Origin of the sequence: Saccharopolyspora sp. SCSIO 74807, from assembly GCF_037023755.1 — a bacterium.
GTDB classification, from domain to species: domain Bacteria; phylum Actinomycetota; class Actinomycetes; order Mycobacteriales; family Pseudonocardiaceae; genus Saccharopolyspora_C; species Saccharopolyspora_C galaxeae.
In genome coordinates this window covers 4,297,412-4,312,429 of record NZ_CP146100.1, presented here as the reverse complement: position 1 = coordinate 4,312,429, position 15,018 = coordinate 4,297,412, and the positions used below count along the sequence as shown (strand labels likewise).

Annotated in this window: 12 protein-coding genes; 2 read left to right on the top strand and 10 right to left on the bottom strand. The window is 71.3% G+C overall.

The genetic code is table 11. From position 1 onward, the window contains the following. Positions 1 to 22 precede the first annotated feature (22 nt). The gene (locus V1457_RS19735; protein WP_338596039.1) at positions 23 to 1,597 is read left to right on the top strand and encodes a beta-N-acetylhexosaminidase; all 1,575 of its coding nucleotides are present in this window, start codon (positions 23 to 25) and stop codon (positions 1,595 to 1,597) included. Positions 1,598 to 1,639: 42 nt separating this feature from the next. Here V1457_RS19735 and V1457_RS19730 read toward each other — a convergent pair whose 3' ends face one another. Together V1457_RS19730 and V1457_RS19725 are read right to left on the bottom strand one after the other, a co-directional pair. Then, positions 1,640 to 2,032: a DUF779 domain-containing protein gene (locus V1457_RS19730; RefSeq protein ID WP_295146010.1), complete on the bottom strand. Its 393-nt coding sequence runs from the start codon at positions 2,030 to 2,032 to the stop codon at positions 1,640 to 1,642. Then, positions 2,032 to 3,555 carry an aldehyde dehydrogenase family protein gene (locus tag V1457_RS19725; protein WP_200070739.1) on the bottom strand — a complete coding sequence of 508 codons (1,524 nt, stop codon included), beginning with the start codon at positions 3,553 to 3,555 and terminating at the stop codon, positions 2,032 to 2,034. The genes V1457_RS19730 and V1457_RS19725 overlap by 1 nt, the downstream gene beginning before the upstream one ends. A gap of 266 nt (positions 3,556 to 3,821) precedes the next feature. Here V1457_RS19725 and V1457_RS19720 point away from each other — a divergent pair, with 266 nt between their 5' ends. Next, positions 3,822 to 5,294, top strand: a complete 1,473-nt coding sequence (locus tag V1457_RS19720; RefSeq protein WP_200070740.1) for a GAF domain-containing protein — start codon at positions 3,822 to 3,824, stop codon at positions 5,292 to 5,294. A gap of 117 nt (positions 5,295 to 5,411) precedes the next feature. On the opposite strand, the gene V1457_RS19715 is transcribed toward V1457_RS19720, so the two are convergent. The 8 genes from V1457_RS19715 to V1457_RS19680 form a co-directional block, all read right to left on the bottom strand. Beyond that, entirely contained in the window at positions 5,412 to 5,660 is a 249-nt protein-coding gene (locus V1457_RS19715; RefSeq protein WP_200070741.1) for a phosphopantetheine-binding protein, read from the bottom strand. Continuing rightward, positions 5,657 to 6,319 (bottom strand): isochorismatase family protein, encoded by a 663-nt coding sequence (locus V1457_RS19710; RefSeq protein WP_295147976.1) that lies wholly within the window; start codon positions 6,317 to 6,319, stop codon positions 5,657 to 5,659. Before V1457_RS19710 ends, V1457_RS19715 begins: the two co-directional genes overlap by 4 nt. Before the next feature lie 34 nt (positions 6,320 to 6,353). Beyond that, entirely contained in the window at positions 6,354 to 8,003 is a 1,650-nt protein-coding gene (locus V1457_RS19705; protein WP_338596037.1) for a (2,3-dihydroxybenzoyl)adenylate synthase, read from the bottom strand. Between the two features lie 19 nt (positions 8,004 to 8,022). Further along, positions 8,023 to 9,279, bottom strand: a complete 1,257-nt coding sequence (gene dhbC, locus V1457_RS19700; protein WP_338596036.1) for an isochorismate synthase DhbC — start codon at positions 9,277 to 9,279, stop codon at positions 8,023 to 8,025. A 47-nt stretch (positions 9,280 to 9,326) separates the two neighbouring features. Then, positions 9,327 to 10,109: a 2,3-dihydro-2,3-dihydroxybenzoate dehydrogenase gene (locus V1457_RS19695; RefSeq protein ID WP_338596035.1), complete on the bottom strand. Its 783-nt coding sequence runs from the start codon at positions 10,107 to 10,109 to the stop codon at positions 9,327 to 9,329. 720 nt (positions 10,110 to 10,829) lie between these two features. Then, positions 10,830 to 12,125: a carboxyl transferase domain-containing protein gene (locus V1457_RS19690; RefSeq protein ID WP_338605048.1), complete on the bottom strand. Its 1,296-nt coding sequence runs from the start codon at positions 12,123 to 12,125 to the stop codon at positions 10,830 to 10,832. 151 nt (positions 12,126 to 12,276) lie between these two features. Then, a complete protein-coding gene (locus tag V1457_RS19685) occupies positions 12,277 to 13,728 on the bottom strand; it encodes an acyl-CoA synthetase (RefSeq protein WP_338596033.1) in 1,452 nt (483 codons plus the stop codon). Between the two features lie 27 nt (positions 13,729 to 13,755). Then, a complete protein-coding gene (locus V1457_RS19680) occupies positions 13,756 to 15,006 on the bottom strand; it encodes an SLC13 family permease (RefSeq protein WP_338596032.1) in 1,251 nt (416 codons plus the stop codon). Between the last annotated feature and the right edge of the window lie 12 nt (positions 15,007 to 15,018).

Sequence of the window (15,018 nt, the reverse complement as noted above, 5' to 3'; positions counted from 1 at the left end):
CTTCCGAGCCGGGAGCGAGCCGATGAACCACTTCCCGATCGAGTTCCCGCGGCGTGCGGCGATGGCCCTGTTCGGCGGCGCCGTCGCGGCGGGCGCGCTGGGCGCCGCACCATCCGCACGTGCGGCGCAGGGAACTCGGATGCAGCAGGTGATCCCGGTGCCGGAGTCGGTGCGGGAGGCGCCGGGCGTGCGCTTCGAGCTGGGGCCGGACAGCGCGATCGGCGCGGACCCGGCGGCCGCAGCGGTCGCCGAGTACCTCGCGGGTGTGCTGCGCCCGGCGACCGGCTACGCCTTGCCGACCGGCGAACGGGGCGATCTCGTGCTGCGCCTCGATGACGCGGGGCTCGGCCAAGCCGGATACCGCCTCGAAGTCACCGCCGAAACCGTCACGTTGCGCGCGGGAACGCCCGAGGGGCTGTTCAACGGCGTGCAGACGCTGCGGCAGCTGCTGCCTCCGCAGATCGAGAGCGCGGGCCCGCAGCCCGGGCCGTGGCCGATCCCGGGCGGTGCGATCGCCGACCGGCCCCGGTTCGGCCACCGCGCGGCGATGCTCGACGTGGCGCGGCACTTCTTCGGCGTCGAGCAGGTCAAGCGCTACATCGACCAGATCGCGCGCTACAAGATCAACTTTCTGCACCTGCACCTGAGCGACGACCAGGGCTGGCGCATCGAGATCGAGTCCTGGCCGCGGCTGACCGAGCACGGCGGCAGCACCGAGGTCGGCGGCGGCCCCGGCGGCTTCTACACCCAGCAGGACTACGCCGAGATCGTGCGCTACGCCGCTTCGCGGCACATCACGATCGTCCCCGAGATCGACGTTCCGGGGCACACCAACGCCGCGTTGTCGTCCTACGCGGAGCTCAACTGCGACGGTGTGGCGCCGCCGCTCTACACCGGCATCGAGGTCGGGTTCAGCTCGCTGTGCGTGGACAAGGACATCTCGTACCGGTTCCTGGACGAGGTGATCGGCGAGATCGCCGCGCTCACGCCCGGCCCCTACCTGCACATCGGCGGTGACGAGGCGGATGCGACGACCGATGAGCAGTACCGGGCGTTCATGCGCCGCGCGCTGCCGATCGTGCGCGCGCACGGCAAGACCGTCGTCGGCTGGCACGAGTACGCCAAGGCGACACCGCAGAATCCGGCGGTGGTGCAGTACTGGGGAACCGATCCTGCCGACCCGGAGGCGGCCGAGGTCGCGGCCGCCGCCGCGCGCGGCAGCAAGATCCTCATGTCGCCCGCGAACAGGTCCTACCTGGACATGAAGTACGACGAGTCGACCGAACTCGGCCTGAGCTGGGCCGGCTACGTCGAGGTCGCCGACGCCTACGGCTGGGACCCGGCCGCGCACCTGCAGGGCGTCGGCGAGGAGTCCGTGCTCGGCGTGGAAGCGCCGATCTGGACCGAGACGCTGGAGAACTCCGCGCAACTGGAGGTGATGGCGTTCCCCCGGCTGCCCGCGATCGCCGAACTCGGCTGGTCCCCGGCCGCGACGCACGACTGGGAGTCGTTCCGGGCGCGGCTGGCCGCGCAAGCACCGCGCTGGGAGGCGGCGGGCATCGGGTTCACCCGCTCCCCGCAGGTCCCGTGGCCGTGAGCGGGTGCGGCCGGGCGGGCCGCACCCGAGCAAACGGGTGGTTCAGCGCGAACCCAGCGCGGCCCATTCCTCGTCGGTGAACAGCCGCGAGCGGATCAGGAAGCGCACGCCTTCGGGCGCCTCCAGGGAGAAACCACTGCCCCGCCCCTGCACGACGTCGATGGTCAGGTGGGTGTGCTGCCAGTACTCGTATTGCGGGCCGGACATCCACACCGGGACCGGATTCGGCGCGCCGTCCTCGTCGTCCACGGCCAGATCGCCGAGATGCACGTCGGACACCCCGGTGCGGAACTCGCCCTGCGGGTAGCACATCGGTGCGCTGCCGTCGCAGCAGCCGCCGCTCTGGTGGAACATCACCGGGCCGTGCTCGCCGCGGAGGCGGCGGATCAGCTCCGCCGCCTCCGGCGTCACGGCCACTCGGCCGGGCTCGTCCATCAGAACAGCCCTTGGGCGCTGTCCGAGTAGCTGACCAGCAGGTTCTTCGTCTGCTGGTAGTGGTCGAGCATCATCTTGTGCGTCTCGCGGCCGATGCCGGACTGCTTGTAGCCGCCGAAGGCCGCGTGCGCCGGGTAGGCGTGGTAGTTGTTCACCCACACCCGGCCCGCCTGGATGTCCCGGCCCGCCTTGTAGGCGGTGTTGCCGTCCCGCGACCACACGCCCGCGCCGAGGCCGTAGAGGGTGTCGTTGGCGGTCTTGAGCGCGTCGTCGTAGTCGTCGAACGAGGCCACCGACACGACCGGGCCGAAGATCTCCTCCTGGAAGATCCGCTGCTTGTTGTGCCCCTCGAAGATCGTGGGCTGCACGTAGTAGCCGCCGGACAGCTCCCCGCCGAGGTCGACGCGCTCACCGCCGGTGCGGATCTTGGCGCCTTCCTGCTTGCCGATGTCGATGTAGGCGAGGATCTTCTCCAGCTGGTCGTTGCTGGCCTGCGCGCCCACCTGGGTTTCGGTGTCCAGCGGGTGCCCCTGCTTGATGGTCTCGGTGCGCGCGACCGCGTCGGCGATGAAGTCCTGGTAGATGCCGCGCTGCACCAGCGCCCGGGACGGGCAGGTGCACACCTCGCCCTGGTTGAGCGCGAACATCGTGAAGCCCTCGATCGCCTTGTCGTAGAAGGCGTCGCGCTGCGCGGCGACGTCGTCGAAGAAGATGTTCGGGCTCTTGCCGCCCAGTTCCACGGTCACCGGGATGATGTTCTCGCTGGCGTACTGCAGGATCAGCCGCCCGGTGGTGGTCTCGCCGGTGAAGGCGACCTTGCGGATGCGGGAGTTCGACGCCAGCGGTTTGCCCGCTTCGACGCCGAAACCGTTGACCACGTTGAGCACGCCCGGCGGCAGCAGGTCCCCGATGACCTCCAGCAGCACGTGGATCGATGCGGGCGTCTGCTCGGCGGGCTTGAGCACGATCGCGTTGCCGCCCGCCAGCGCCGGGGCGATCTTCCACACCGCCATCAGGATCGGGAAGTTCCACGGGATGATCTGCCCGACCACGCCCAGCGGCTCGTGGAAGTGGTAGGCGACGGTGTTCTCGTCGATCTGCGAGAGCGACCCTTCCTGCGCGCGCAGCGCGCCCGCGAAGTAGCGGAAGTGGTCGATCGCCAGCGGGATGTCCGCGGCCAGGCACTCCCGGATCGGCTTGCCGTTCTCCCAGCTCTCGGCGACCGCGAGCTTCTGCAGGTTCTGCTCCATGCGGTCGGCGATCGCCAGCAGCGTCCCCGCTCGCTCGGTGGGTGCGGTGCGGCCCCACGCGGCGGCCGCGCCTTCGGCGGCGTCCACGGCTCGTTCCACGTCGTCCGCGGTGCCGCGGGCGATCTCGGTGAAGACCTGCCCGTTGACCGGCGTGGGGTTGTCGAAGTAACCACCCTTGGCCGGGGACACGTATTCGCCACCGATGAAGTGGTCGTAGCGCGACTTGTATTCGACGACCGATCCCTCGGTGCCCGGCGCTGCGAAGCGGGTCATCTGGTGCCTCCCGTACGACGTTGTGCGGTCTCGGGCGGGGAACCTACGGAGCGCGACGTTGCAGATGCGTTGCCGCGGCGAGCAGCATTGGGGTGAGGATGGTTGCTCGTAACGAGCGTCACCGTTCAGGATGAGCCGAACGGGCGTGGTACGGCGCACCACCGGAGCAGCCCGCGAGCACCGCCCGCGCGAGACCGCGAGGACGGTTCCACGAGCAGGTGCGGCGCACCGGACCACCGGTGAAGATCCCGCGGCGTACAGGAGCCATGAACCACACCGACGACACCCCGGCCGACCCGCTGGAGCGGGCCCACCTGCTGCGGCGGGTGCACACCGCCGTGCTCTCCGGGCAGCCCGCACCGCGAGCGCCCCGCGCGGTGGTGTCCGAGTCGTGGCAGCGGTCGCTGGCGGCCAGCGTGGACCCGGAGCGCTGGGAACCCCCGGTCACTTTCGGCTCCGATCAGCTCTGCGACGTGCGGGCGGCGCATCCGCTGGCGGAGTGCGTGCCGCTGCTGCGCCGGACGTTGCTGGACGCCGCGGACGGCACCACGCACATCATGATCGTCACCGACGCGGACGGGAACATCCTGTGGCGGGAGGGCCACCGCGACGTCTGCCGCGACGCCGACCGGGTGTGGCTGGCGGAGGGCACCCGGTGGGCGGAGTCGTCGATCGGCACCAACGCGATGGGCACCACGCTCGCGACCGGGTTGCCGGTGCAGATCCACTCCGCCGAACACCTGGTGCGCCGCTACCACTCGTGGACCTGCGCGGCGTCGCCGGTGCACGACCCGGAGACCGGGCGGCTGCTCGGTGCCATCGACCTCAGCGGCCCGTTGCACACGATGCACCCGGCGTTGCCCGCGCTGGTATCGGCCGCCGCGACGCTGGTGGAAAGCGAGCTGCGGGAGCGGATGACGCGCCGCGACGAGCAGCTGCGGGAGCGGAACCTGCACGCGTTGCACGCGTTGCAGGGCGAACCGGCCGCGCTGCTGAGTTCCTCCGGCCGCGTGATCGCCGCCGAGCCCGGTGATCTGGCGCTGCCGGAACGGGTCGAGCTGGACCGGCCGGACGGGGCGCTGCTGCTGTCCGGCCGCGAGGCGCGGATCGAGCCGCTGGACGACGGCTACCTGCTGCGCGCACCGTCACCCGCGTCCAAGACGCGCGCGCCGACGTTGCGGCTCGACTTCCTCACTCCCCGTCCGACCGCGCGGCTGCGCGGCCGCGAAGTCGCGCTGAGCCCCCGCCGCGCGGAGCTGCTGGCCGTGCTGGCGCTGCGCCCGGACGGCGTCAACGCCGAACAGCTCGCACTGGCGCTGCACGGCGAGCAGGGCAACCCGGTGACCGTGCGCGCGGAGATCCACCGGCTGCGCGCGCAGCTCGGGCACGACGTGGTGGGCACCAAGCCGTACCGGCTCGCCGCCGAGGTCGACGCGGATTTCCTGCGCCTGCGCAAGGCATTGCGCGCAGGAGAGGTCTCGGCCGCGCTCGAGCTGCACGGTCCGCTGCTGCCCGCTTCGGAAGCGCCGCTGATCCACGAGGAGCGCGAAGACCTGATCACCGGCGTGCGCGGTGCGGTGCTGGCCGCGCGGGACGCCGAGGCGCTGTGGCGGCTGGCCGACGCGGAAGTCGGCAAGCACGACATCGAGGTGCACGAGGTGCTGCTCGAAGCGCTGCCGGTGCACGACTGGCGGCGTGCCACGGTGGCCGCGCGGTTGAACCGGCTGCTGGTCGAGTGAATCGCCGAAGGCGTTGCGCCGGGCGGAGCTCGACCGACCCGCGGTCCGCGGTGCTCCCCGCTGATTCGCGCCGCTCAGCGCCGAATCGGGCCGATGGCGAAACCGCCCGCCGCGAACTCAGTCCTGCGCTTCGGCGACCTTCGGCTCCAGCACGCTCCACCAGTCCGCCAGGCTCGGACGTTCTGCCAGGTCCGCGAAGGTGATCTGCACGCCGAGCCTGCGCCACCGCTCCACCAGGCTCATGATCCGCACCGAATCCAGGCCCCAGTCCAGCAGGTTCTCGTCGTCGGCGAGCTCGGAAGGGTCCTCGTAGAGCAGTTCCGCCACGTCGGCCCGCACGTCGTCCAGGGTCAGCTTCGCGCTCATCGGTTCTCCACTCCCGTCACCGCGCTGCCCGCGAGATCCTTGACGAGCCGTTCGGCCGACTCGACCACCGCGCACCGCTTCGCCGCGTAGCGCAGCGCCATCGCGTGCTCCTCCGCGGAGAAGTCCGCGACCGCGTCGGCCACCAGGAACGCCTGCACCTCCTGCTGGAACGCCTCCGCCGCGGTCATCAGGCAGCCGATGTGCGCGTAGATGCCGGTGATCACCAGCTGGTCGCGTCCCCACTCGTGCAGCATCGAACGCAGCTCGGTGCGCTGGAAAGCGCTGTAGCGCCACTTCGTCATCCGCACGTCGCCGGGTTCGGGCGCGAGTTCCTCGATGATGGCTTCCTGCGCGGCGTCGGCCACGCCCGGCCCCCACCACTCCAGCTGCAGCCCGCGCTGCTGCGGGCTCTGCCCGCTGGGCTGGGCGCAGTAGACCACCGGCACCCCGGCCTGGCGCGCCTGCGCGGCCAGTGCGCGGATGTTCGGCACGACCTCGCTGAGCGGTTCGCCTTCCGGCGCGTACGCGCCCACGAAGTGGCGTTCCATGTCGTGCACCAGCAGCACCGCGCGCGCCGGATCCGCTCGCCAATCCACCCGGTTCGGCGGCAGGTCGTCCTGCCGCGGCACGGGATACGGCGCGATCGTCGGCAACCCCACCGGTGATTCCTCCTGTCCTCGCTGCGAAATCCGTTCAGCGCCGCTGGAGTCCGGGGACGAGGTCCCGCTCGATCGCCGCGCGCAGGTCGCGCTTGCTGACCTTGCCGACGCCGGTCTGCGGGAACCGGTCGACGAACTCGACGCGGTCGGGCACCTTGTAGCCGGCCAGCCCGCGCTGCCGGACGAACTTGATCAGCTCTCGCGGTTTCGGCGCTTCCCCGCGCGGCACCACGAAGGCGCAGGTGCGCTCGCCGAGGTACGGGTCCGGCATGGACACCACCGCGGCGTCGTGCACCGACGGGTGCGCCAGCAGGTGGTTCTCCACCTCTTCGGCGGCGACCTTCTCGCCACCGCGGTTGATCTGGTCCTTGGCGCGGCCCTCGACCACGATGTTGCCTTCCGGGGTGAATCGGACGACGTCGCCGGTGCGGTAGAAGCCTTCCGGCGTGAACGCCTTCGCGTTGTGCTCCTCGGCGTCGTAGTAGCCGCGGATGGTGTACGGACCGCGGGTGAGCAGGTGCCCGGTTTCCCCTGCTGCGACGGGGTTGTCGTCGTCATCGACCACCAGGACCTCGTCGTCCGGGGAGATCGGACGGCCCTGCGTGCCGACGATGACCTCTTCCGGATCGTCCAGCCGCGTGTAGTTCACCAAGCCCTCGGCCATGCCGAAGACCTGCTGCAGCGTCGCCCCCAGCACCGGCCGCACCCGGCGCGCGACCTCCTCGCTGCACTTCGCGCCGCCGATCTGCAGCACTCGCAGGCTGGAGAGGTCGTGCTCGGTGTGCTCGGCCGCGTCCAGCCACACCAGCGCCAGCGGCGGCACGGCCGCCACCAGCGTGGCCCGTTCGGTTTCGACGAGCGGGAAGACCTCGTCCGGGCTGGAGCGCCGCGCGAGCACCACCCGGCCTCCCGCGTGCAGCACGCCGAACGTTCCCGGGGAACTCATCGGGAAGTTGTGCGCGATCGGCAGCGCCGCCAGGTACACCGTGTCCGCGGTGACACCGCAGATGTCGTTGCTGGCGCGGAACGAGTACAGGTAGTCGTCGTGGGTGCGCGGGATCAGCTTCGGAACACCGGTGCTACCGCCGGACAACTGCAGGAAGGCGATGTCGCCGGGATCCGGTCCGTCCAGTTCGGACAGCTCTGCGTCCACATCGGACAGCGCGGTGAAGCCGGAGTCGCCCGGATCGCCCGCGATGAGCACCCGCCCCAGCCCCGGCACCTTCCCCGCCACCTCGGCGGCCAGCGTGCGGTGGTCGAACCCGGCCTCCACGTCGCAGGTGATGTAGGCAGCGGCGGCGCTGAACTCGCAGAAGTAGGACACCTCGGTCAGCCGGTGCGACGGCAGCGCGAACACCGGCACCGCGCCCAGCCGGAACAGCGCGAAGCACACCTCGAAGAACTCCGCGATGTTCGGCAGCTGCACCACGACGCGGTCCTGCCGGGCAATCCCCAGCTCACGCAACCCGGCGGCCAGCCGGTCCGCGCGCTCGTCGAGCTCGGCGTAGGTGATCCGGCGCCGCTCATCGACGATCGCGACCCGATCACCGCGCTCGGCCGCGCGGGCGCGCAGCAGCGCGCCGAAGGTCTCCCCGCGCCAGTAACCGGCTCGCCGGTAGCGGCGGGCGAAATCTTCGGGCCAAGTGGGACATCCGGGCAGCATCGTGCATTCCTCTTCGATCATTGGCCAAGAACGGGTGCGACTACAGCGCGCCGGACCACCCCATGGCCGACAACGCGGTGCGGAATTTGGCGGAGGTTTCGGCGAGCTCCTCGGCCGGATCGGAGCCCTCGACGATTCCCGCGCCCGCGTACAGCCGCAGCGCCGCATCTTCGATCTCCGCGCAGCGGATCGTCACGACCCACTCGCCGTCACCGGCCGCGTCGCACCAGCCGACCATCCCGGTGTAGAAGCCGCGCTCGAACGGCTCGGCCTCGGCGATGGCCTGCCGCGCGGGTTCCGGCGGAGTACCGCACACCGCGGGCGTCGGGTGCATCGCCACCGCCAGCTGCAGCGACGAGGTGGCGGGGTCGGCGAGCTCACCGGTCACCTCGGTCGCCAGGTGCCACATCGCGGCCGTGCTGCGCACCGACGGACGCTCCGGGACGACGAGTTCGGTGCAGTACGGGCGCAACGCGTCCGCGACCGCCTCCACGACGGCGGCGTGCTCGCGCAGGTCCTTGTCCGACTCCAGCAGCTCCGCGGCGCGGCGGCGGTCCTCGGCCGGGTCGTCGCTGCGCGGGCGGGAGCCGGCCATCGGGTTCGCCCGCACCTGGGTGCCGTGCCGCGACACCAGCAGCTCCGGGCTCGCGCCCAGCAGCGTGCGCGCGAGTTCGGGCTGCGGGCCGAAGTTGTCCCGCGAACCGTCGGCGCCGCGCCGCGGCAGGTCGACCGCGTAGGTGTAGCCGCCGGGATCGGCGGCGGCCAGATTGCGCAGCATCCGCGCCGGATCGATTCGGTCCGCAGTGGACAGTTCCAGCGAGCGGGCCAGCACCACCTTGCTCAACTCGGCGCTGCGCAGCCGTTTGAGCACCCGCTCCACCGCCCGCTCGTACTCGCCCGGCGCAGGCACCTGGCGCAGTTCGTAGTCGCCGCCGGCCGATTCCGCCGCCGGGGCCACCACCGCCGACTCGCCCAGCGGTTGCGCGCGGACGACCTCGCTGGGCAGCACCAGGTGCGCGGGCAGATCCCCGTCGAACGGCACCGCACCCACCACGAGCGGATCGCGGCGGCCGAATTCCTCGGCATGGCGCAGGAAATCCGCCACCCGCCGGGGAAGCCCGGAGCGCCCGGAGGCGCACGTCGTCTTGGGCACCGTGGCGTCCACCCCGCGGGCCAGCATCGAACCGCGCGGAGAGGCGAAGAAGAACGACGAGCCCGCCGCGTACTCCGCGAGGAGTTCGGCCGCGTCCGCGGTGTCCCGGAACATGCCGGTGCCGGTGTCGCTGTCAGTGGTCATGTGAGCCTTCCGTGCGAGGCGTTGCGGAGTGGGCCGGGCGCGCGGTCTCAGGCGCGCAGCGTGGCGCCACCGTCCACGTAGAGGTCGTGCATGGTGATGTGCCCGGCCTGCTCGGAGACCAGGAACACCACCGCCTCCGCGATGTCCTCCGCGGTGGCCAGCTTGCCCAGCGGGATGCCGGTTTTGAACGTTTCCGGCGAGCCGGCGATCACCGCGGCGGCACCCTGCTGGTCCCACAGGGCGTGCTGCATCGGGGTGTCGGTGGAGCCCGGCGAGACCACGTTGCAACGAATGCCGTGCTCGGCCAGCTCCAGGCCGAGGGATTTGGTGAACAGCGTGGCCGCTGCTTTGGACGCGCCGTAGGCGGCCATTCCCTGACGCGGGACGCCCGCCGCGTTGGAACCGACCGTGACGATGGCGCCGCGGCTGCGCGGGATCATCAGCTCTGCGGCCGCGCGGCACATGTGGAACACGCCGTTGGTGTTCACCGCGAAGGTCCGGTGCCAGTCGGCGTCGGAAAGCTCAGCGACCTTGCCGGGGTGCAGCACTCCGGCGACGTTGACCAGGATGTCGACCGGACCTGCTTCGTCCTCCGCGCGGCGCACCGCGGCCCGTGCCGCGTAGGCATCGGCGACGTCGGCCGGGCAGGCCAGCATCCGGCGCTGCTTGGCTTGCGCGGCCGCGGCGAGCTCGTCGAGCCCTTCCGCGTCGACGTCCACAGCGGCCACGGTGGCCCCCAGCTCGCCCAGCGCGTGGGCGACCGTGGCACCGATCCCGCGGGCGGCTCCGGTCACCACGGCCGTTCGGCCGCTGATGCCAGTTCGGTCCATTGCGTCCTTTCCTCCCACAACGGCGCGCGGTGCGCTGCGGCGATGCCGCGAGCCTGTATGGTTAGGCTAACCTGACCGCTGACCAAACCGGTAGGGGATGACCATCACATTTGCGATCGCCGCGCAATTTTCCCGTCGAATCGTCGGTGCGTCGCCAGCGGAAGAGGCATGACTCACTGCGGTCGCGGCTTTCGGCGAGCCGGGGCCGATTCGGGAGAAGTCCGCCCGGCGACGCACAGCGCGCGGGGAGATCCGGTGCGTTGATCCACCCGATCAAGCTATGGCGAACGACTGTTCGAGGCCGGATACTCGGGCTCATGGATGAGCAAGCAGCAGAACAGCCGAACCCCACCCAGCACCGAGACCCCGCCCAACGCCGGGAGCCCGCCCAGCCCCGGGACCCGGGCTCGGGCCACCTGCAGTCGGACGATTACCGAAGCGCGAGCGGCTGTCGGTTAGCGGCGCAGGGCGCGATCGTTCCGAACCGACCGTGCCGATCTCGGAAATCGACCGTTCCCGCGGTGCAGCGCGGTTCCATGCTTCGGCCTATCGCGGAAGCGACGTGGCTTCGCGGGGCAATGTGGCTTCGCGGGGGAATCGGGAAATCCGGCGATGTGCCGGTTTCCCGGCCGCCGCCTGTGGTGGGCGCTCCCGGCAGGAATTCCCGGGTACCGACGGGCATCGCGGGCCGCGCGCCACCCGGTAGCGCACGGCGCGGTTTCACGCGGGTGGGACCACACCCCGCACGAAGCCGAGTTCGAGCAGGTCCTGCGGACGCAGCTTGAGCCGGTCGGCCAACTCCGGTGCCTCCTCCGGCGGCCGCTTCAGGATCGCCGCGCTCGATTCCGGGGCGATCACGGCGAAGTAGGCGTCCGCGGTGATCCAGGTGGATTCCGGCGCGGCCAGCGCGAGCGCTCCCCCGGAACCGCCCTCACCGATGACCAGCGTGGTGATCGGCACCCTGGCCTCGGCCACGGCGGTGAACAGCTCCGCGATGGCCGGGCCGACGCCGGTGCGCTCGGCCTCGGCGTCGTTGGCGGCACCGGGGGTGTCCACCAGCGTCAGCACCGGCAGGCCGAGCTGGTCGGCGAGGCGCACCAAGCGCGCGGCGGTCCGGAAACCCGCCGGGTTGTTGGCGGTGCCGTCCTGCGCGGCGTAAGCGACCGGACGCCCGTCGTGTTCGCCGATTCCGCACAACATCCCGGAGTCCGTGCCGCCGGCACGGTCTCCGCTCAACGAGAACCGGGAGGTGAAATACCGGTCGAGGTAGTCCTGCGCATGCGGCCGGTCGGCGGCGCGGGCGCGGCGAACGGCATCCCATCCGGTGCCGGGCTCGGGTCGCCGGGTGATCGGTTCCGGCAGGTCGGCGGGGGCCGGCGGGCGGACCAGGCGTTGCGGGTGCAGCAGCTCCACCAGCCGGGCCAGCACCTGCGGTAGCTCGGTGTCGTCGACGAGCCGGTCGACCTGACCGTCGGTGACCTTGCCCGCGGCGGTGAACGAAGCACTCTTCTCGTCAGGGGTGCGCACCCGGCTGCCGCCGAAGGCAACATCGGCTTCCGGGGAGGCGAGCACGATGTCGGCTCCTGCGGCCAGGGACGCCCACATGCCGCCCGTCGTCGGGTTGCGCAGCACGGTGATGTGCGGGATCCGCGCCTGCCGGGTCAGCAGGCAGGCGCGGGCGATCGCCTGCAGCTGTGCGAGCGCGCGGATGCCCTCCTGCATCCGGCTGCCGCCGGATGCGACCAGGGAGATCACCGGCAGCCGCAGCTCGCGCGCCCGCTCGAAGGCGTGCACCACGCGGGCTCCAGCGGTCTCCCCGACCGAACCGCCCAGGAAACCGAACTCGAATGCGATCAACACGGCGTGCCCGGCGCCGATGCGTCCCTGTCCGCACAGCACGGATTCGTCGGCGCCGGTGCGTTCGGCCGCGCGGCACCGCTGTTCGTCGTAGCCGGGCCAGCGCAGCGGGCCGTCCGCGGTGGAAACCGCGTCCGGGTTGCTCACATCCGGCGCCATCCGCTCGTCCGGGTCCGCATCCGCAACATGATCGAACGCGGCTGCCGCGGGCTCCGGTCCGCCCGCAGCCGTGCCGGTGTGCGGGACCTCGAACTCCTCGAAGTCCGCGCACAGCGACTCGATCAGGACGCGCACGCCGTTCCCGCGCTGGTCAACCATGCAGGGCCTTCTTCATGATCTTGCCCATCTCGTTGCGTGGCAACGACTCCACGAACCGCACCTCGCGGGGCCGCTTGTGCGGGGTGAGCAGTCGGGCGACGTGTTCGGTGAGCTCGGCGGCCGTGCCGTCGCGGTCGGTCAACTCGCCTGCGGGCACGACCCAGGCGACGATGCGCTCGCCCAGGTCCGGATCCGGTGCGGCGGCGACCGCGACCTCGGCGACCAGCGAGTGCTCCAGCAGCGCGTTCTCGATCTCGCCGGCGCCGATCTTGTAACCGCCGCTTTTGATGATGTCGGTGGCCTTGCGCCCGACAATGCGCAGGTAGCCGTCGGCCGCCCGGGTGGCGACGTCACCGGTGCGGAACCAGCCGTCCGCGAACGCCTCCGCGGTGGCGTCCGGCCGGTTGAGGTAGCCGGTGAACAGGTTGCTCCCGCGAACCAGGATCTCCCCGACCGTCTCGTCGTCGCTGACTTCGATGTCCCGGCCCGCGTCGTCGACGAGTTTGATCTCCACCCCGTCGAAGGGCAGCCCGACGTAACCGGGTCTGCGGTCACCGGATGCCCGGACCCCGGAATTCATGATCGTTTCGCTCATGCCGTAGCGCTCCACCACGCGCTGCCCGGTCGATCGCGAGATCCGCTCGTGTTCCACGGCGGGCAGCGCGGCCGATCCGGACACCAGCAGTCGCGCCCGGCCGACCGCCTTCGCCAGGTCCGGATCGCGCTCGGCGTCGTCGGCGAGCCGGTGGTACATGGTCGGCACCCCGAACAACATGGTCGCCGACCCGGCCAGTTCATCGGCCGCCGCCTGCGGGGAGAACTTGCCGAGGTGGTGCACGGTGCCGCCGAGCCGCAGCGGTCCCAGCGTGCCGAGGATCAAGCCGTGCACGTGGAACAGCGGCAGCGCGTGCACCAGCACGTCTTCGGCGGTCCACTCCCACGCGTCGGCCAGCGCGTCCAGGTTCGCCCGGATGGCGCGGCGCGGAAGCACCACGCCCTTCGGCGGTCCGGTGGTGCCGGACGTGTAGACGACGAGCGCGGGCGATTCCTCGTCCGGTTCGGGCGGGAGCGCTCCGCTGCCCGGTGCCAGGTCGACCTCGTGCACCGGGATCTGCCGCAGCGCGTCGGGCGGCTGGAACCCGGGCGCCGCCAGCAGCAATCCCGGCTCGCTGTCGCCGACGATGTGCTCGAGTTCCCGCTCGCCCACCTTCGGGTTGATCGGCACCACCGCTGCCCCGGCGGCCAGCGCGCCTGCCACGGCCACGCAGGTCTCCAGTTCGGCGGTCGCCCACACCGCGACCCGTTCGACGGGCCCCACCCGCTCGGCGATGCCGCTCGCGGCCGCGGCCAGCTCCCGGTAGGTCAGCGCGCGGTCACCGAACCGCAACGCCTCCTCGTCGTCCGGGCGCCGCAGCTTCGGGAACAACTCCGTTGCGCGATCCATGGCGTACCTCCGAGCTCCGTTGCAATTTCACCCCAGACCGGGGACGACGAAAATGAGCCAGGCCACTGCCGGGCCCGCGGCGGCGACCGCTGCGCCGTAAACCAGCAGGCGCCGGAAGAACACTTCCCGATCGACGCCCTTCGCGTTGGCCAGCACGATCGCCCCGTTCGTGGAGAAGGGGCTGACGTCGACGAGCGTGGCGCTGACGGCCAGCGCGGTGACCATGCCGACCGCTCCGATCGCCCCGGTCTCCAGGAACGGCACGGCCAGCGGGATCAAGGCACCCATCAGTCCGACCGAACTGGCGAACGCCGAGACGATGCCGCCGATGTAGCACAGCAGCACCGCGGCCAGCAGCGGCAATCCGACCCCGGCCACGGCGTGGCCCACGTAGTCGATCGTGCCCATTTCCTTGAGCACGCCGACGTAGGTCAGCACACCGCAGATCAGCAGCACCGTGGGCCAGGTGACCTCCGCGGGAGCGTTCGCGGCCGCCTTCGGCGACATCACGGTCAGCACCACGGCCACGGTCATCGCCACCAGGCCGGCGTCCAGCTCGAACACCAGCGTGCACACCACGAGCGAGACCAGCCCGAGCAACGTCAGCACCCGGTCTCTGGTGAGCCGCATGACCTCGGCCGATTCCTCCTGATCGGGTGCGACCGGCCGGCTGCGCGCCAGCCGCATGCCGCCGAGCACCACGAAGACCACGGCCGCGATCAGCAGGTTCGCCGCGAAGCTGCCGAGGAACAGCACCAGCGGACTACCGGGCAGCTTGTTGTCGGCGACCACGCCGTTGACGATCACGCCGTACACGCTGATCGGCGAGAACCCGCCTGCCTGCGCTCCGTGCACGACCATCGCGCCCATCAGCAGCGGGTTGATGCCGTGCCGGGCCGCGAGGTTCAGCGCGATGGGCGCGACGATGGCGCACGCGGCCGGGCTGACCGCGCCGATCGCGGTGAGCACCGCACCGACACCGAACATCACCCAGGGAATGACCGCGAGCCGTCCGCCGACCAGCCGCACCGCCCAGTGCACCAGCCAGTCCGTGGTGCCGTTGGCCCGGGCGATCGCGAACAGGTAGGTCACGCCGACGAGCACCACGAAGATGTCGCCGGGGAAGCCGGCGAAGATGTCGTCGTCGGAGAGCCCGCCGGCGAGCTTGCCGACGGCGAACGCGGCGGCGAACGCCAGAACCCCCATGTTCACCGACATCGTCGTGGCCAACGCGAAGCAGGCCACCAGCGCGAAGATCGAGATCAACTCGGGCGACACCGTTGTCTCCCC